Annotated in this window: 13 protein-coding genes; 7 read left to right on the top strand and 6 right to left on the bottom strand. The window is 70.7% G+C overall.

Translation table 11 applies throughout. The annotated features are described in order from the left end of the window. Window positions 1-10 precede the first annotated feature (10 nt). The 4 genes from AB0G28_RS13070 to AB0G28_RS13085 are packed head-to-tail and all read left to right on the top strand — an operon-like array spanning window position 11 to window position 4,706. Complete coding sequence (locus AB0G28_RS13070; protein WP_361087468.1) at window positions 11-556, top strand: (2Fe-2S)-binding protein; 546 nt, start codon at window positions 11-13, stop codon at window positions 554-556. 6 nt (window positions 557-562) lie between these two features. After that, on the top strand, window positions 563-1,543 hold the full coding sequence (locus tag AB0G28_RS13075) for a xanthine dehydrogenase family protein subunit M (protein WP_361087335.1): 981 nt from the start codon (window positions 563-565) through the stop codon (window positions 1,541-1,543). Beyond that, the gene (locus AB0G28_RS13080; protein ID WP_361087338.1) at window positions 1,540-3,744 is read left to right on the top strand and encodes a xanthine dehydrogenase family protein molybdopterin-binding subunit; all 2,205 of its coding nucleotides are present in this window, start codon (window positions 1,540-1,542) and stop codon (window positions 3,742-3,744) included. The genes AB0G28_RS13075 and AB0G28_RS13080 overlap by 4 nt, the downstream gene beginning before the upstream one ends. A 32-nt stretch (window positions 3,745-3,776) precedes the next feature. Then, the gene (locus AB0G28_RS13085; protein WP_361087341.1) at window positions 3,777-4,706 is read left to right on the top strand and encodes an alpha/beta hydrolase; all 930 of its coding nucleotides are present in this window, start codon (window positions 3,777-3,779) and stop codon (window positions 4,704-4,706) included. A gap of 54 nt (window positions 4,707-4,760) precedes the next feature. Here AB0G28_RS13085 and AB0G28_RS13090 read toward each other — a convergent pair whose 3' ends face one another. From AB0G28_RS13090 to AB0G28_RS13105, 4 genes are all read right to left on the bottom strand, one after another. Next, window positions 4,761-6,230, bottom strand: coding sequence for an MDR family MFS transporter (locus tag AB0G28_RS13090; RefSeq protein ID WP_361087344.1), 1,470 nt, complete (start codon window positions 6,228-6,230; stop codon window positions 4,761-4,763). After that, on the bottom strand, window positions 6,227-7,753 hold the full coding sequence (locus AB0G28_RS13095) for a hypothetical protein (RefSeq protein ID WP_361087347.1): 1,527 nt from the start codon (window positions 7,751-7,753) through the stop codon (window positions 6,227-6,229). The genes AB0G28_RS13090 and AB0G28_RS13095 overlap by 4 nt, the downstream gene beginning before the upstream one ends. Next, window positions 7,750-9,573 (bottom strand): NAD(P)/FAD-dependent oxidoreductase, encoded by a 1,824-nt coding sequence (locus AB0G28_RS13100; protein ID WP_361087350.1) that lies wholly within the window; start codon window positions 9,571-9,573, stop codon window positions 7,750-7,752. Before AB0G28_RS13100 ends, AB0G28_RS13095 begins: the two co-directional genes overlap by 4 nt. Before the next feature lie 378 nt (window positions 9,574-9,951). Then, window positions 9,952-11,466: a CocE/NonD family hydrolase gene (locus AB0G28_RS13105; RefSeq protein WP_361087353.1), complete on the bottom strand. Its 1,515-nt coding sequence runs from the start codon at window positions 11,464-11,466 to the stop codon at window positions 9,952-9,954. 173 nt (window positions 11,467-11,639) lie between these two features. Between AB0G28_RS13105 and AB0G28_RS13110 the strand changes: the two genes are divergently transcribed. Next, window positions 11,640-12,176, top strand: coding sequence for a TetR/AcrR family transcriptional regulator (locus tag AB0G28_RS13110; RefSeq protein WP_361087356.1), 537 nt, complete (start codon window positions 11,640-11,642; stop codon window positions 12,174-12,176). Window positions 12,177-12,206: 30 nt separating this feature from the next. Here AB0G28_RS13110 and AB0G28_RS13115 read toward each other — a convergent pair whose 3' ends face one another. After that, complete coding sequence (locus AB0G28_RS13115) at window positions 12,207-13,529, bottom strand: MFS transporter (protein WP_361087359.1); 1,323 nt, start codon at window positions 13,527-13,529, stop codon at window positions 12,207-12,209. A 207-nt stretch (window positions 13,530-13,736) separates the two neighbouring features. On the opposite strand from AB0G28_RS13115, the gene AB0G28_RS13120 reads away from it, so the two are divergent. Continuing rightward, a complete protein-coding gene (locus AB0G28_RS13120) occupies window positions 13,737-16,322 on the top strand; it encodes a hypothetical protein (RefSeq protein ID WP_361087362.1) in 2,586 nt (861 codons plus the stop codon). 8 nt (window positions 16,323-16,330) lie between these two features. Here the strand turns inward: AB0G28_RS13120 and AB0G28_RS13125 are convergent, their stop codons facing one another. Beyond that, window positions 16,331-17,329 (bottom strand): LacI family DNA-binding transcriptional regulator, encoded by a 999-nt coding sequence (locus AB0G28_RS13125; RefSeq protein ID WP_361087365.1) that lies wholly within the window; start codon window positions 17,327-17,329, stop codon window positions 16,331-16,333. A gap of 133 nt (window positions 17,330-17,462) precedes the next feature. Here AB0G28_RS13125 and AB0G28_RS13130 point away from each other — a divergent pair, with 133 nt between their 5' ends. Next, on the top strand, window positions 17,463-18,047 hold the full coding sequence (locus AB0G28_RS13130; RefSeq protein WP_361087368.1) for a helix-turn-helix domain-containing protein: 585 nt from the start codon (window positions 17,463-17,465) through the stop codon (window positions 18,045-18,047). Window positions 18,048-18,100 lie beyond the last annotated feature (53 nt).

The raw sequence follows: 18,100 nt of genomic DNA on the forward strand, positions 1-18,100 counted from the left end.
GCGCACGGTCATGGCCGCCGCGGCCCTGGCCGGCGGCGCCTTGGCCGTGGACGGCGCGGGACTGTTCGCTCCGGCGGCGGACGCCGGGACAGCGCCCGGCAATGCCGTCACGGTCACGGTCAACGGCAGGCGGACCACCGTCACCGTCGACAACCGCACGTCCCTGCTGGATCTGCTGCGTGAGCATCTGGGCTTGACCGGCACCAAGAAGGGGTGCAACGCCGGGGCCTGCGGGGCGTGCACGGTCCTGGTCGATGGCCGCCGGGTCAACTCCTGCCTCACGTTGGCGGTCCGGCTGGACGGGGCCGAGGTCACCACGATCGAGGGACTCGGGGGCGATGCGCTGCATCCGCTGCAGCAGGCGTTCATCGACCACGACGCGTTCCAGTGCGGCTTCTGCACGTCCGGCCAGATCATGTCCGGCGTGGGCTGCATCCGGGAGGGCCACACCGGTTCGGCGGCCGAGATCCGGGAGTGGATGAGCGGGAACATCTGCCGCTGCGGGTGCTACGTGAACATTGTCAGCGCCGTCGAGCAAGCCGCGCACGGGACGTGATGGCCCATGTATCCCTTCTCTTTCACCAAGGCCGCCGACACCGGCGCCGCGCTCGCCGCGGGCCGGCGCGGTGGCCGGTACATCGCCGGCGGCACCACCCTGGTCGACCTCATGCGGGAGACCGTCGAACGCCCTGGCGCGCTGGTCGACATCGGCGCGTTGCCGCTGCGCGGGATCACCGTGACCCCGCGCGGCGGGCTGCGGATCGGCGCATTGGTGCGGATGGCCGAGGCGGCCGCGGATCCGAAGGTCCGCGGTCTGTTCCCGGTGATCTCGCAAGCCTTGGAGCTGAGCGCGTCCGCGCAGCTGCGGAACATGGCCACGATCGGTGGCAACATCATGCAGCGCACCCGGTGCTCGTACTTCCGGGACGTGACGGCCGGCTGTAACAAGCGCGTCCCGGGCTCGGGGTGCGCGGCCCTGGCCGGATACAACCGGACGCACGCGATCCTCGGCACGTCCGACCAGTGCGTGGCCACGCATCCTTCCGACGTCGCGGTGGCCTTCGCGGCGCTGGAGGCGACGGTGCACCTGCTGGGCCCGGACGGGCCGCGCGAGGTCGTCTTCGCCGATTTCCTGCTCCAACCGGGCCGGACCCCGGACCGGGAGCAGGCGCTGCGGCCGGGAGAGCTGATCACAGCCGTGCAGATCCCGGCGCACCCCCAGCCGCTGAAGTCGGGGTACCTGAAGGTCCGCGACCGGCAGTCCTACGAGTTCGCGCTCACCTCGGCTGCCGTCGCGCTGCACGTCCGCGGCGGCGTGATCGGGCTGGCGAGGGTCGCGGCCGGTGGGGTGGGCACCGTGCCGTGGCGGCTGCCGGCCGTCGAGCAGGTCCTGCTCGGGCAACGGCCGTCGCCGGAGCTGTGGACGCGGGCCGCCGCGCGGGCGGCGGACGAGGCACGGCCGTTGACGCACAACGGGTTCAAGGTCGACCTGCTCACCAGGACGGTCGAACGTCAGCTGCGCATCGTGGGAGGAACGCCGTGAGTAGCCAACCGCAGGCCGCCGTCGGCGCCCCGTTGTCCCGAGTGGACGGACGGCTCAAGGTGACTGGACGGGCCGGCTACGCCGCCGACCACGACATCCCCGGTGTCGTCCACGCCGTTGTCGTGGACAGCAGTATCGGGCGTGGCCGCATCACTGCGATCGACACGCGGAAGGCCCGCGCGGAGGCCGGTGTCCTGCGGGTGCTCAGCCACCTCGACAAACCGGCGCTGGCCTACGGTCCGAACCGGGTCAGCACCCCCTTCCCCGGCGAGCGGCTGCACGTCTTCCAGGACGACGTCGTGCGGTTCTTCGGCCAGCCCGTCGCCGTCGTGGTGGCGACGACGCTGGAGGCCGCGCAGTACGCGGCGAGCCTGGTCGAGGTCACCTACGCCGCGGAACCGCCGTCGACCGACCCGGCTCAGGCCCCGGCGCAGCCCGGCCCCGCGCCCTTCGCCCTGCCCTATGCGCGAGGGGATGCCGAGGCCGCGCTGGCGTCGGCGGCCGTCCGGCTGGACCTGACCTACTCCTACGCCCGCAACCAGCACAACCCGATGGAACCGCACGCCACCATCGCCCGCTGGGACGGCGGCAAGCTGACGCTGTGGGACAAGACCCAGTGGGTGATGGGCACACAGAACGAGCTCGCCGCGGTGTTCGGCGTCCCGCTCGAGAACGTCCGCGTTCTCTCCCCGTTCGTCGGGGGCGCGTTCGGCGGCGCGCTGCTTGCCTGGCCGCACGTCACCATCGCGGCGCTGGCCGCCCGGGAGGTCGGCCGTCCGGTGAAGCTCGTGCTGACCCGGCGGCAGATGTTCTTCACGGTGGGGTACCGGCCCACCTACGAGTACCGGCTGCGGCTCGGCAGCGACCCGAGCGGCAGGCTCGGTGCGACGATCCACGAGGTGAAGTACGAGACCTCCCGGTACCAGCAGTTCTGGGAAGGCAGCCTGATGCTCGGGCGGATGCTCTACGCCGTGCCGAACGTCAGCCAGACGGCGCAGATCGTGCCGCTCGACGTCAGCACTCCATTGTGGATGCGCGGCCCCGGCTACAGCACGGCCGCGTTCGCCATCGAGTCCGCGATGGACGAGCTCGCTCACGAGCTGGGCGTCGACCCGATCGAACTGCGGTTGCGCAACGAGCCCGCCACGGATCCGTCGACCGGGCAGGCCTTCTCCAGCCGGCGGCTGCGCGAGTGCTTCCAGGTCGGCGCCCGCGAGTTCGGCTGGTCCCGGCGCGACCCGAAGCCACGCGCCACCCGTGACGGTGACTGGCTCGTCGGCACCGGGGTGGCCACCGGGTGCTACGACGTCTTCCTCAGCGCGGCCCAGGCCCACGTCCGGCTGGACGCGAACGGCACCGCGGTGGTGCAGTCCGCGACCAGTGACTCCGGCCCGGGCACCTACACCTCGATGACCCAGGTCGCGGCGGACGCACTCGGCTTGGCGGTCCGCGACGTCGAGTTCCGGCTGGGCGACTCCGCCATGCCGCTCGCCCCGTTCCAGGGTTCGTCGACGACCATGGCGAGCGTCGGCTCGGCAGTCCAGGACGCCGGCGACAAGCTGCGGGACCAGGCCATCCGGCTCGCCGTCGCCGATGAGCGCTCGCCGCTGTACGGGGTCGACGCCGGGAACATCGTCGTCAGCCGCGGTCGGCTGCACCTGAAAGGAGACAATCTGCGCGGGGAGACCTATCGGGATCTCCTCGCCCGCAATGGCCGAGGCTTCCTGGAGGCACTCGGGTCCTACGCGCCGAGCCGGTCCGGCTATTCGATGTACGGCTACGCAGCGATGTTCGCCGAGGTCGGCGTCGATGCCCGGCTGGGCGTGGTGCGGGTGCGGCGGATGCTCGGCGTCTACGACGCGGGCCGGATCATCAGTCCGAAGCTCGCCGACAGCCAGGCGATCGGGGGGATGGTCGGCGGTATCGGGACGGCCCTGCTGGAGCACGTGGTCACCGACCACCGCGACGGCCGGATCGTCAACGCGAACATGGCCGACTACCTCGTCCCCGTCAACGCCGACATTCCCGCTCTGAAGGCGATCTACCTGGACGGCCGGGACGACCAGGCCGACCCGATCGGGGTCAAGAGCCTGGGGGAGCTCGTCCAGATCGGCGTGGCGCCCGCGATCGCCAACGCGGTCTTCCACGCCACCGGACGCCGTGTCCGGGAACTGCCCATCACCGCCGAGGCGCTGCTGTGAGCGGCCGTCGGCGACAAGACAGGAGAAAAGCGATGACAGCAACGCATTCGCCCGGCAGGCGCGCGGTGCTCCGCGGCGCAGCGCTGGCCGCGGTGGCCGCACCGGCTGCACTCACCGCGCTGGCGAGTGCCGCGGAGGCGACCGGTCCGCTTCCGGAGCAGTACCCGGTGACCGGAGACGTCGTCGACGTGCCCGGCGGGTCGCTGTTCTACTGGGACACCGGCGGCACGGGAAGCCCGGTCGTCCTGGATCACACCGCGACCGGCAGCGCGCTCGCGTGGCCGTTCCAGCAGCCCGCGCTGGTGGGGGCGGGCCACCGGGTCATCGCCTACTCGCGGCGTGGGTACTACCGTTCGTCGGCACCGACCCCCGACGACCCGCCCGCCGCCGATGATCTGCTGGCGCTGGTCGACCACCTCGGCCTGCGCAAGTTCGACCTCATCGGCGCCGCGCTGGGCGGGTTCGTGGCCATGGACTTCGCGCTGTCCCATCCGGAACGGCTGCGCAGCCTGGTGATCGCGAACAGCCAGATGGGCATCCAGGAACCCGAGTTCCGGGCGACCCTGGCTCGGCTCCAGCCAACCGGGTTCAACGCCATGCCTCATTCGTTCCTCGAACTCGGCGGCCCCTACCGCGCGGCCGACCCCGACGGCGTGGCCCGGTGGGAGCAGCTCGCCGCGTTGTCCCGACCCGAAGGGCTCCCGCTGCCGAAGCTGGCGAACAACATCACGTGGGCCCTGTTGGAGAAAATGACGGTGCGGACCCTGCTCACCGCGGGCGAAGGCGATCTCTACCTGCCGATACCGCTGACCCGGACCGTGCTCGGTCACCTGCCCGACGCGCGCCTGGTGATCTTCTCCGAAGCGGGCCACACACCCCACTGGGAACGACCCGACGCCTTCAACCGCTGGATCCTGCAGTTCCTGGCCGGCGCCCGGTTCCCCCGGGAGTCCCGCGGCTGACCGTCACAACACCTAGCGCTCGACCGAGTTCCTGGGGTCGAGGCTGAACACACTTCACGCTGAACGGGTGGATTGCCGCTCGGCGTTGTCTGCCTTGTCGAGGGTGGTGCGCAGGGATACCGGCTTGAGCAGGATCGCGGCGAGCACGCCGAGCAGGGCGACGCCGGCGGAGATGGCGAAGATGTGCCCGGTTGCGGCGCCGTAGGCGACCGGTGGCGGGTCGCCGGCGAGCTGGCGTTCGGCGACCTGGCGGGCCAGGATCGCGCCGAGGACGGCGACGCCGATGGTGCCGCCGAGGGAACGGAAGAACGAGACGGTGGCGCTGGCCGCGCCGATGTCCCGCAGGGGTACGGCGTTCTGCACCACGAGGACGAAGTTCTGCAGGGTCATGCCGACTCCGGTGCCGATCAGCAGCATCGCGACGCCGACGAAGACCAGGGGCGTGCGCTCGTCGATGAGGCCGAGACCGGCGAACCCGGCCGTGAGGCTGATGGCGCCGGTGACGAGGTAGGGCTTGAGGCGGCCGCTGCGGCTGATCCGGCGGCCGGCGACGATGGAGGAAACCAGGATGCCGGTCATCATCGGGATGGTCAGCAGTCCGGCTTCGGTCGGGCTGTGGCCCCGGCTGACCTGGAAGTACTGGCTGAGGAAGACCGCGGCGCCGTACATGGCGGTTCCGGCGGCGAGGCTGCCGAGGATGGCCAGCGCCGTCGTGCGCTGCCGGATGATGCGTGGGGGGACGACGGGTTCGGCGGCGCGGGTTTCAACGATGGTGGCCAGTCCGAGGAGGGCGAGCGTGCCGCCGACCATCACAGCCGTCTGCCACGACGCCCACGCGAACGCGTCTCCGGCGAAGGAGACCCAGATCAGCAGCAGGCTGACCCCGCCGGTGATCAGGGTTGCGCCCCAGTAGTCGATCCGCACGTTTTCCCGCCGTACCACCGGGAGCCGCAGCGTGAGCTGGAGCAAGACCAATGCGACCAGGGCCACGGGTACGCCGATGAAGAAGCACCACCGCCAGCCGAGCCAGGAGGTGTCGACGATGAAGCCGCCCAGCAGCGGCCCTCCGATGGTGGACAGCGCCGTGACGCTGCTCTGGTAACCGGCGTAGCGGCCGCGTTCGCGCGGCGGGATCATCGCGGCGATGGCGATCTGCACCAGCGACTGCAGGCCGCCGACGCCGGCGCCCTGCAGTGCCCGCGCCCCGATGAGCTGGCCGGTGTTCTGGGCCAGGCCCGCGGCGACCGAGCCGGCGATGAACACGACGGCGGCGGTCTGGATGAGCGTCTTCTTGCTTAAGAGATCGGCCAGCTTGCCCCAGATCGGCGTGGCGGCGGTAGCCGAGAGCAGGGTGGCGGTCACGACCCAGGCGTACTGGACGGGAGTGCCGTGGAGGTCGTGCAGCATGCGCGGCAGGGCCGTGGCCACCACGGTGCTGCTGAGGGTGGAGACGAACAAGGCGAGCAGCAGGCCGCTCAGTGCCTGAAGAACCTGACGGCGTGGCGGTGCGGCGATGGTGGTCACGGGTGCTCCGCGGGAGTCAGGTGCAGGATGGTGCCCTCGGCGGTGAGGTAGAGGGACTGGCCGGGCGCCGCGGCGAGACCGGCGAACGGCCGGGGGACGCCCGGAATGCCGTGGGCCTTCAACGCCGGGAGGTCCCTGAACGAGGGTGGGCCGGCCGGGAGGTCCGTCGCAGTCGTCTCCCCGGTGGCCAGGTCCAGGGTTATCAGCCGACCTGTCCCGGTTTCGGCGACGTACAACCGGCCGTCGCTCACGGCGATCCCCTGAGGGGCATCGAGGTCCACAGCCACGGGGATCGGCGTGCCGTCGTCGAGGCGGTACACCGTGCCGTGGGCTTCGTCGCTGACATACCAATGGCCTTCGTCGTCCGCGGCCACGTCGACCGGGCGACCGAGGCCGGAGGTGAGCACGCTGATCTCGTCGTCGGCGTCGATGGCGAGGACCCGGCCCGCGCCCGCCTCGGCGACCACCAGCGCGTCGTCGGCGTCCACGGCGATGCCGAGGGGCTGGTCCAGGCCGTCGGCCCGGGTGCGGACCGCCCGGGTGGCCCGGTCGTAGGTCCGGACCTGGCCGTACTGCGAGGTCAGGTGGAGCAGGTCGCCGTCCGCGGCGATGCCGTGGGTGAACGTGAGCAGCTCGGTCGTGGCGACGTCGCCGTCGCGTGGCTCGGCGACGCGGTAGTGGTCGGCGACGTGCACCGTGCCGCCGAAGTCCACGGTGACGCCGTAGGGCCCGGCGAAGCCGCGCGGGGTGATCTCGCGGGTGCGGCCGTCGGGGTGCAGTTCGGTGATGCCGCCGGCGGCGAAGCTGGAGACGAACATGCGGTTCTCGGGGTCGAAGGCGGCGTTGTCCAGTCCGGACAGCCCGCTGGTGACCAGTTCCCGGTCGCCGGTGCTGAAGAGGTCGATGCGGGTGACGATGCCGGCCGCGCCGCGGGAGAGCACGTGCAGCACGCCGCCGAGGTCGAACCGGACGGCGACCGGCTCGTGGACGTCGGCGGCGACGAGTTCCGGCGTGCCGCCGTCGGGCGGGATCCGGAAGACCTCGCCGGTGAGCATGTGCGGGTAGTAGAGGGCGCCGTCCGGGCCGAGCTGCATGGCGTTGCCCATGGCCAGTCCGCCGGTGAGGACCTTCGGTTCCGCCTCGCCCAGTTCGAGGAGCCGGCCGCCAGGGACCATCTCGTTGACGAACAGGCGGTCGCCGACGCAGGCGATCCCGTTGGGCAGCCGCACCTGGTCGGTGACCAGGGTGAAGGTGGTGTCGGGCTGCCGTCGCCAGACGCGGCCGGGTACGAGGTCGGTGAGGTACATCGACCCGTCGGCGCCGAAGGCGAGGTCGTCCGGCGCCTGCACCGGCCCGCCGGCCGGGACGACCACTTCGACGTCGCCGGTGGCCAGGTCGACGGCGCTGATCTCGCCGGCCAGGAACTGCGCCACGTAGAGCCGGCCGTCCGGGCCGAAGGCGACGCCGTTCGAACCGCGCAGGGGCGTCGGCCGGGTCAGCGAGCGCGCGTGGAAGCCGTTCACGCTCGGGCCAGGACGTCGTCGAGGCCGCCTTCTTCGCGCCAGCGGCGCAGCAGGTCGTGGAAGACGACTGGACCGGGGCTGAAGGAGTTGGTGTGCGGGCGGGGCTTGCCTTCGTTGTTGTAGTACCCCGGCGTGCATTCGGCCAGGAACCGGTAAGTGTCCCGGGAATGGGCGCGGATGGTGGCGATCCACGACTCTTCGGCGGCGGTGGTCGGCTCGACGCGGTGGGCGTCGCGCTTGCGGGCTTCGGCGACGACCGCGCCGATGTGCGTGGCCTGTTCCTGGAGGATGTGGACGAAGTTGACGGCGGTGGCGTTCTGCAGCGACCCGAGGTGGAAGAGGTTGGGGAAGCCGTTGCTGTAGAAGCCGTGCAGTGTCTTCGGTCCCTGGCTCCAGGACTGCAGCAGGGGGATGCCGTCGCGGCCGTACACCGGCAGCGTGCCGGAGAGGACGCCGGAGATGCCGACTTCGAAACCGGTGGCGAAGATGACACAGTCCACTTCGTACTCTTCGTCGCCGACGACGACGGCGTTCTCGGTCATGCGGGTGATTCCGCCGTGGTCGGCGGTGTCGACCAGGGTGACGTTGGGCCGGTTGAACGTCTGGAGGTAGAAGTCGCTGAACGTGGGCCGCTTGCACATGTAGCGGTACCAGGGTTTGAGCAGCTCCGCCGTGGCCGGGTCGGTGACCACCTCGTCGACGCGGGCGCGGATTTCGTTCATCTTCCGGAAGTCGGCGATTTCGTCGAGGTATTCGCGGTCTTCGTCGGAGAGCGAGGTGTCGACGGTGCCGCTGAGCATCTGCCGTTGCAGCCGGGCGCTGCTGGTCCAGCCGTCGCCGACGAGGTCGGTTTCGGCGTGCCCGCCGGTGACGATCGTGAGGAAGTTGTCCATCCGCTCGCGCTGCCAGCCGGGCTTCAGCGACGCGGCCCACTCCGGGTCGGTGGGCCGGTTGCCGCGGACGTCCACCGACGACGGGGTGCGCTGGAAGACGTAAAGGTGCTGCGCGTCCCGGCCGAGGTGGGGAATGACCTGGATGCCGGTCGCGCCGGTGCCGACGACGCCGACCTTCTTGTCGGCCAGGCGATCCAGGCCGCCGTCGGGGCTGCCGCCGGTGTAGCCGTAGTCCCAGCGGCTGGTGTGGAAGGTGTGCCCGCGGAACGTCTCGATGCCGGGGATGCCCGGCAGCTTCGGCTGGGTGAGCGTGCCGGAGGACACGATGACGTACCGGGCGCGGAAGGCGTCGCCGCGATCGGTGCGCACCTGCCACTCGGCGGCTTCTTCGTCCCAGCGCAGTTCGGTGACGCGGGTGTGGAAGAGGGTGTCGCGGTAGAGGTCGAAGTGCTTGGCGATGGCGATGGCGTGCTGCCGGATCTCTTCGCCCGGCGAGTAGCGCCACTGTGGGACGTAGCCGACTTCCTCCAGTAATGGCAGGTAGGAGTAGGACTCGATGTCGCAGTGGATGCCGGGGTAGCGGTTCCAGTACCAGGTGCCGCCGAAGTCGCCGGCCTCGTCGAGCATCCGGATGTCCGTCAGCCCGGCCTGGCGCAGGCGGGCCCCGGTGAGCAGCCCGCCGAAGCCGCCGCCGATCACGAGGGCTTCGACGCGGTCGTGCACGGTCTCCCGGTCGACGCGTTCGGTGTAGGGATCGGCGGCGTAGTACCCGAATTCGCCGGCGGCCCGCCGGTACTGGGCCGCACCGTCCGGCCGGAGGCGGCGCTCCCGCTCCGCCCGGTACTTCGCCCGCAGGACCTCGGGATCGAAGCCGAGCTCCTCGGGGGCAAAGCGCGAACGGTCCGGGTCATCGGGCTGGGGCGACATGGAATCCCTTCCGCCTGCCAGGGCAGGCAGGACGTGAGTTCGGAGCAGGACGAGACCGACCACGCATCTAAATCAACTGCTTGATTTAGGTTACCGCGAAGATCGGTTCGAAGGCCACCCCCGGTGACTCATGGGTTTTTCGCTGAAATCCGGAAAGCTTCATGACGGTTCCGGGAGTCCGGCCAGGAGCCGGCGGTTGACCTCCACGGGGCTTCTTCCTGAAGCCAGTGCCCCACACCGGGCAGGACGTCGGCGCCGCGGAGGTCCGTGACGTGGCCGTCCATCAGAGAAGGGGGCATGAACCTCGGCACCGCGTCGTTCTCGGCGCCGATGTAGAGCGCCGGATGGTCGATCGTGCGGTTGTCGTGGTGGTGCCGGTCAGGACGGGATGACCGGCACGAGCAGGTGGGACGGGTGCTCGCCGCCGAAGTGAACGGTCGCCCCGTCGCCGATCTTGCGGTCGCCAGGGTGGTTGTGGGCCAGGCGGGGGCTCAGATCGTCGTCACCGGTCAGCAGCTGCAGCCGGAGCCGCTGGCCGGGTTCGAGGGTCAGTGAGGTGGGCCAGAATTCGATCTCCAGCAGAGTGGGTGTGCCGGGCTGCAGCGGCTGGATCTCGTCGTGGGTGTGCCACGGGCGGTACGGCGTGCTCCGCTCCGGGTCGAGCTTGCGGTGGGAGGCGCGCAGCCAGCCGATGGCCATGGGCACGGGAGTGAGTGCTCCGTGCGGCCCGAGTGCGGGGATTCGCTCGCCGTTCGCGTCGTACTGGTCGAGGCGGGCGAACACGTCGAGGTCGTCGGCTTCGTGGGACATCCACAGCCGCAGGGCCACCGGTCCGGTCAGTTCGAGGCGTTCGGTCGCCTCGAACTCGAACGTGGCCGGATACGACGTGGTGCCCGGTTCCGGCTTTTCCCATGTGAGTGCCTCGCCGGCGAGGTGGAGTTCCCGCCACCGGGTGCGGGCCGGGGGCCATTCCTGCTCGTCGCGCCACTCGACGTCGTGTCCGCGGCGGATGGCCAGCCGCACCGGCGGGACGCCGTCCATGGCCGTCTCGTCGCCTTTGAGGAATCGGTCGAGGAAGCGCAGTTGCAGCTGCTTGCCCCACTCGGTGTAGTAGGGGCCGATGTGCGATCCGGTGTGGACGACCAGCCACTTGTGCTCCGACGCCGCACCCAGCCAGCCCTCGATGTTGCCACGCAGGTGCAGGTGGACCGAACCCCAGTTGCCTGCCGACAACAGCGGCACGGTCACCCGGCTGAGGTCGACTGTCCGTTCGCGGTACCAGTCGTCGAGCAGTTCCCGGTCGCCGAGTTCGGCGGTGAGGTCGGCGAAGTCCTCGGTGTTGCGCTGCGGTTCGATCTGGCTCTGCCACCAGCCTTCGGAGCCGCCGTTGGCGTAGATGCCGCCCTGCCTGCCGAACTCGCGGTACCAGTCGGTGAGTCCTTCCCAGGCGACGACCGCGGCCAGGTGCGGTGGCTGCAACGCGGCGGCGCGCCACCCCATCACCGCGTACCACGAGATCCCGCTGGTGGCGACCTTCCCGGTGGACCACCGCCGGGTGCCGCACCATTCGATCACGTCGTGGAAGTCCTCGGCGTCCTCGGGGCTGTTGACGTCGAGCCGTCCGGCCGACTTCCCCGTGCCGCGGGCGTCGGCCCGCACCACGGCGTACCCGCGATCGGTCCACCACTGCGGGTCGGGCGTCTCCCATACGGCGTGCTCGCTCTGGTCGGCCTCCTCGTAGAGCGGGAACCGGTCCGGCCAGTGCACGCCCTTCCCGTACGGGCTCATCGACACGATCACCGGCACGGGCGCGGCACCGTCCGGCCGGAAGACGTCGACCGAAATGGACACCCCGTCACGGACCTTCACCACTACGTCCCGGTTTATCTGCACGCGCTTCTCCCTTCGGCAAGGCCAACGTAGCGCGACAGGAATCCTTAACGCAAGCGTCCCTGCGTTAAGGTCGGGTGCCGGACCGCGCGGCGACCGGCTAACGTGAGCGCATGGCGATGGATGGCGAGCAGGAAGGCGCACCGCGGCGGCGTCGGGGCGGGAGAAGTGCGCGCGTGCGCGATGCGGTGATCGCCGCCACCGTCGCGGAGCTGGAGGAGTCCGGTTACGACAAGCTGGGCATCGCCGCGGTCGCGGCCCGCGCGGGCGTGCACGAGACGTCGATCTACCGGCGCTGGAAGACCCGGGACGGCCTGGTGGCCGAAGCGAGCTTCGCCCTGTTCGAGCGCAACATCCCGGTGGCCGACCGCGGCACCCTCGTCGAGGACCTGACGGCGACGATGTCTGCCGCCGGGCGCTATCTGGACAGCCCGCTCGCGCGGGCGGCCTTCCAGTTCGCGCTGGGCCTGCCGGGTGACGCGGACACGACGCGCGAGCTGCGCGAGCACTGGGCGACACGCTTCCACGCGTTCGAGAAGATCTTCGAACGCGCCGCCGAACGCGGCGAGTGGCCTGCGACAGCGGACTCGCGCCCGCTGCTGCAGGCCCTGATCGGCGCGGTCTACCTGAGGGTCCACGTGCTGCGCGAGCCCGTCACCCCGAAGCACCTGCGGCCGCTGGTCGAGGCCGTCCTGGCGGGCCGTCCGCTTTGAAGCCGAGGCCGGGGTGACGACGATCGCGGGTCAGCGGCTCTTCCTGACCTTGGCCATGACGATCGCGCCACCGACGAGGGTGAGCGCGCCGCCCACGAGGTAGACCAGGTCGTAGTTCTTCGTGCCGTCGGCGGCCCCGATCGCCAGCAGGCCGCCGGCCGCGAGCGGCGCGAGTGCGTGCGGGAGCTGCTGTGTGTAGTTGATGATCCCGAGGTAGCGGCCGGCCTCCTCGCGGCTGGGCAGCACGTCCAGCACGATCGCCTGGTCGACGGCGGCGAACACGCCCATCCCGAGGTTGGTGAAGGCCGAGCCCACGATCAGCGGTACCAGGCCGCTCGAGCTCACCATCAGTACCGCCCCGAACGCGAACAACGCTCCACTGAGCAAGACGAACAGCCGGCGCCGGCGCAGCCGGTCCGACAGCATGCCGCCGCCGAGCGCGCCCAGCGCGGTGGCGATGACGCCGGCGCCGCCCAGGGCCACCACGACACCGCCGACGGCGGTGACGTCGGCGTTCTGGTGCTGGGCGATGAAGAAGGTCATGTAGGTCGTGTTGAAGTACAACCCGCAGTAGAAGGCGAACCGGCCCAGCCCGTTCCACGCGAAGTCGGGGTACCGGCGCGGGTCGAACAGGTACTTCCCGAACAGCCGGGCCACGGTCAGGTGTTCCGAAGGCAGCTCGGACTTGCGAGTGTCGGCGTCGGCGGCCCAGATCCACAGTGGAATGATGAGGACCAGCCCGGCGAGTCCGGGAACCAGGAACAACAGCACCGAGCTGCCGACCAGGGTGGTGGCCAGCGCGACGCCCAGCACCGGCGCGAGCAGCTGTGCCGTCCCGGTCAGCCCGGAAACCTTGCCGCGCTGGTGCTCGGGCAGCTTGTCGGCTTGGAGGCTGCCGATCGTGCCGAGGACCTGGCCGTAGCCCAGGGCCGCGAGCAGCCACCCCGCGCCGAGCACCACGATGTTGGGTGCGAGCCCCAGGACGACCTGGGCCAGCAGCCCCAGCAGCGTGCCCGCGACGAGAAACGGACGACGGCGGCCCCAGCGCGACCGCGTGCGGTCGCTCAGCACGCCGACGAGCGGGGTGGCGATCAGGGAAACGACACCGCCGAGCCCGGTGATGTAGCCGAGCACCTCGGCCTGGCCCGGGGCGAGCTGCTGGATCCGGATCGCGAGCGAGTACGCCGAGCCGGCGACGAAGGCCATCGACGTACCCAGCCCGGCCAGCATGAGGAGGAGCACGTATCGCCGGCTCACGGCCGGGAGTGAATCCTGACGCGGAACCTCGGCAACCACGAGCGGCGCGGCCACCGGCGCGTCCGGCGCGGTGCCGGGAAGTTCGGGAAGCGGCACGTGATCCTCCTTGATCGGCCGAGCACTGCGTCGGATCCGCGTTCCGCATGCCGCGTGGCGGCTACGTGCCGAATCGACCCTGCCGCCATGGTCCGAGGGAGAACCCGCCCGGCACAACGGGTTGCCACGAGTTGCCGCTGGACACGTCGTGGCAATTCGTGGCAACCCGTTGTCCTGCCCCGAACCGGACACGAACATGGGGGAGTGGTGAACAGGATCGACGACACCGGGGTGACCTTCGACGGTCCGGACGCGCTGCTGGGGCACGAGACGATCGCCTGGGCGATCGGCCGGGTCCGGGCGGCGGGACGGATGGACCGGCCCCTGTCGGTGGGATTGTCCGCGGTGGGGTGGAATTCCCGGCGTGACGGCTTTCCCGAGCCGCCGCACTCTGCGGAGTCCTACCGGATGCGGACCGGGGAGGAGGGGCAAGCACTCCGGGTCGTGGTGAGTGCGTCCGACGTCCGGGGCTTGGCCTACGCGTTGACGGAACTGGCCGGGCGGATCACCGCCGGCGAGGCGATCGGTGCCGGGGAGGAGGAGCACCGGCCGGTGGTCCCGGTGCGCAGCGTCCAACGGGCGTTTTCCAGCGAGCACGAGGACCTCCCGTGGTTCCACGACCGCGCCTTTTGGACCGAGTACCTGGATTTCCAGGCCGAGCAGAGGTTCAACCGGTTCCACTTGGCGCTGGGGATGCAGTACAACTACGGTTCCCGGCTCACCAACGCCGGCGCCACGGACAACTACCTGTGCTTCCCGTACCCCTTCTTGCTGGACGTCGCCGGTTTCGGTGTGCGGGCTCAGGGCGTGGGCGAGGCGGAACGGGCACGGAATCTCGCGTCGCTGGCTTTCGTCGTCCGGGAAACGCGGCGCCGGGGCATGGAGTTCCAGCTGGGACTGTGGAACCACGCTGCGGACTACCGGCTGGGTGCGCGGCACAGCCATCCCATCCTCGGGGTAGGGGCGGAGTCGCATGCCGACTACTGCGCGGCGGCGTTGCGCGACCTGCTCAGGGCGATCCCGGAGATCGACGGGGTCACGTTCCGGGTGCACTACGAGGGTGGCATCCCGGAGCGGGGCCGGGTGGCGTTCTGGGACGGGATGTTCCGGGTGCTGTCGGAGGCGGGGCGCCCGATGCGGGTCGATCTGCACGCGAAGGGGCTGGACGCCGATCTGCTGGCCGCGTGGCGGAAGCCGAACATCCGGCCGGCGACGTCGGTGAAGTACTGGGCGGAGCACCTGGGCCTGCCCTACCACCAGGCATCGATCCGGCCGTTCGAGCGGACTCCGATACCGCGCAGCCGGCTGGGCGAGGAACGAGCCGAGCTGATGGGAGTCACCGAGATCGCCCGGCGGTTCACCCGTTACGGCTACGCGGACTTCCTGGACGAGGACCGGGACATGGACGTGCTCTTCCGGATGTGGCCGGGCACGCAGCGGCTGTTGCTGTGGGGTGATCCGGCGTTCGCGGCGGGCTACGGACGGCACGCCACCCTCGGCGGGGCACTCGGCGTGGAGTTCTGCGAGCCGCTGTTCTTCAAGGGAAGAAAGGGTTCCGGCCGGCCGGGCGGACGTGACCCGTACGTGCGGGACGACCTCCGGCTCGGGGTCGCCGACTGGCGGAAGTACCGGTACACCTACCTGCTGTGGGGCCGCCTGCTGTATGACCCGGAGAGCAGGCCGGAGACGTGGCAACGGTTCCTGCGCGTCGAGCACGGTGAACTCGCGGCCGACGTCGAAGCGCTGCTCGCGCCGTTGAGCCGGATCCTGCCGCTGGTGACGGTGACCCACGCGCCGAGCGCGGCGAACAACGCGTACTGGCCGGAGGTGTACGCCGACCTGCCGATCACGCCGTGGGTGCGGTCGCGGCACTACGCCTTCGACACGGCCTCGAACGACTGGGACGGTGTGTCGTCGTTCGACCCGGCGCTGTTCTACGGGATCGGGGAGTACGCCGAGGCCGCCGTGGCCGGTCGCCTGTGCGGGAAGTACACGCCGCTGGAGGTTGCGACCTGGCTCGAACGGCTCGCCGGCGAAGGGGAAACCGTGCTCGACCGTGCTCGCGAGCGGTTCGCCTCCGGGGGGCCGCAAACGCGGCGGGTCCTGATCGATGCGGAGATCCTCGTCCGCCTCGGCCGGTTCTTCGCCGGCAAGTTCCGGGCTGCGGTGGCGTACGCGTTGTGGTCCCGTACACAGGTCCGTGACTACGTCGTGGAGGCGGCCGACCTGCTCGAGCGTGCTCACGACGCGTACTCCGGCATCGCGGCGGTCACCGCGGGGGTGTACGCGGACGAGCTCACGTTCGGCCACGCTTTGTCCGAACGCGGGCACTGGGCCGAGAACCGGGACGCCATGGCCGACGACCTGCACGCCCTGCGCGTCGAGCGAGACCGCGCCACGTCCGGCGCAGGGCCGGTGCCGATCGCTCACCGCGACCGGCGGCCCGAGCTCGACGGCCTGCACGTCGTCGTGCCGGAACGGTTCGAACGTGCTGCTTCGCTGCAGGTCGGTCTCGCCGGCCCGCCGGCGGTGATCGGACGGATCGCCGCGGCGACGTTGCACTATCGCCACCTCGATCACTCGGAGGACTGGAACCGGCTCCCGATGCGCCGCGACGGGGAACGGTTCGCCGCGTCCGTCCCGGCCGCCTTCACCGCCGGTTCGTACCCGATCATGTGTTTCGCGGAAGTCGACCTTCTCGACGACGCTCCCATCCTGGTTCCCGGGTTCCAGCCTGACCTGGCGAACCAGCCGTACGTGGTCGTGCACAGCACCGCTTGGAAAGCCGGGTGAGCGCCGGGTCAAGCGGGAACGCCCAGCGTGGACCCACGGAGGACGAGCCGGGTCGGCAGCGGGGCCATCGGACGCCGCCGCGACAGCGAGCCGCCGAGTTGCTGGTGCAGTTCCTCGAAAGCCCTCGCTCCCATGGCCTGCAGGGGAGCCGCCACGGTGGTCAGCGGCGGGGTGCAGAGGTCCGCGCCGAAGATGTCGTCGAACCCGACCACACTGACCTGGTCCGGCACCCGCACGCCGGTTTCGGCGAGGCCGGTGATCAGGCCGATGGCGAGCAGGTCGTTGTAGGCGAGCACGGCCGTCGACGCCTGGCGGAGTACCTCGGGTGTGGCCCGCGAACCGCCCTCGGTGGTCGGCGCGCACGGCCCGATCCGGCTGACCTTGAGGCCCAGTTCCGGGGCGAGGTCGAGGATCGACCGCCAGCGGTGGCCGTCCGCCCACGACCCGGCCGGTCCGGCCAGGTACGTCACCGCGCGGTGGCCGAGGCCGCGCAGGTGGTGCAGCGCACCGCCGATGCCGGGCCGGGTGTCCGGGACGATGCTGCGCACGCCGGGAACCACGCGGTTGAGCACGACGAACGCGCGGTGCTCGGCCATGGTCCGGATCGTGCGGTCGGGCAACCGGGAGCCGGCGAGCACCACGCCGTCGACGGTGGGCAGGGTCCGTTCCAGGATGGCCCGTTCCACCTCGTCCGACTCGCGCGCGCTGCCCAGGAGCACGGTGTATCCGGCGGCCGCGGCCGCGGTTTCCACGGCGCGGACGATGCCGAAGTAGACGGGGTTGGTCACGTCGGAGACCACGAGCGCCACGGTTGCGGTCCGGCCGGCCGGTGGCCGGCCCGCGAGCGGCGCGACGCGGTAGCCCAGTTCCGCCGCGACGGCGCGCACCCGGGCCGCGGTCTTCGCGCTCACTCGGCCCGGCCGCGAGAAGGCACGCGACACCGTCGACGTCGCGACTCCGGCCGACCTGGCGACGTCGTAGATGGTGGGCTGTCCCGCTTCGCTCATCCCGTCTCCGAACGCGCCGATGGACCCGAAGTGAAAATTTGCCATGTGGCTAAATTTCATCTGATCCGAGTGTATGATCGATTCAACTTTCCGGCACCAACCGTGATCGGAACGTGATGAACGGGGTGATGGAGTGGGACGCGGGCCCTACGCGAAGTCGGCGGCTCGACGAGCGGAAATCCTCTGCGCCGCACGGGACAGCTTCGCCGAGCGCGGCTATGCTGCGTCCTCCCTGCGTGACATCGCCGAGCGCGCCGGTACCACGCACGCGGTGCTCCAGCACCACTTCGCCGGCAAGGACGAACTCCTCATGGCCGTGCTGGCCCAACGCGACGCGGACGAACGCGCGGCGGGAGAGCGGGAGGCCGAGCAGACGTTCGGGGGGTTGGCGGCCTACCTGGCCCGTCTGCTGCGGTCTCACCAGGAGGCGCCCGAGCTGATGCGGCTGTGGGCCGAGCTGGCTGTGGCGGCCTCCCGGCCGGACCACCCCGCCCACGAGTACGTCGTCCGGCGCTACGAACTCGTGCGCACCCGCATCGCCGCCGCCGTGACCGACGCCGGCGAACTCGACTCGGACAGCGCGACGACGCTCGTGCACGCGTTGCTCAACGGCCTGCAGATCGTCTGGCTGCTCGACCCGCGCCTGGACATCGTCACGCCGCTCGAGCGGTTCATGGCCCTGATCGGCGCGGACGGTTCGGAGCCGGTCACGTCGTGACAACTCACGGCAACCGGTTGTCGATCTCGCGGCGGGCACTCGAACATGGCTGA

The sequence above is a fragment of the Amycolatopsis sp. NPDC021455 genome, from assembly GCF_040640995.1.
Classification (GTDB): domain Bacteria; phylum Actinomycetota; class Actinomycetes; order Mycobacteriales; family Pseudonocardiaceae; genus Amycolatopsis.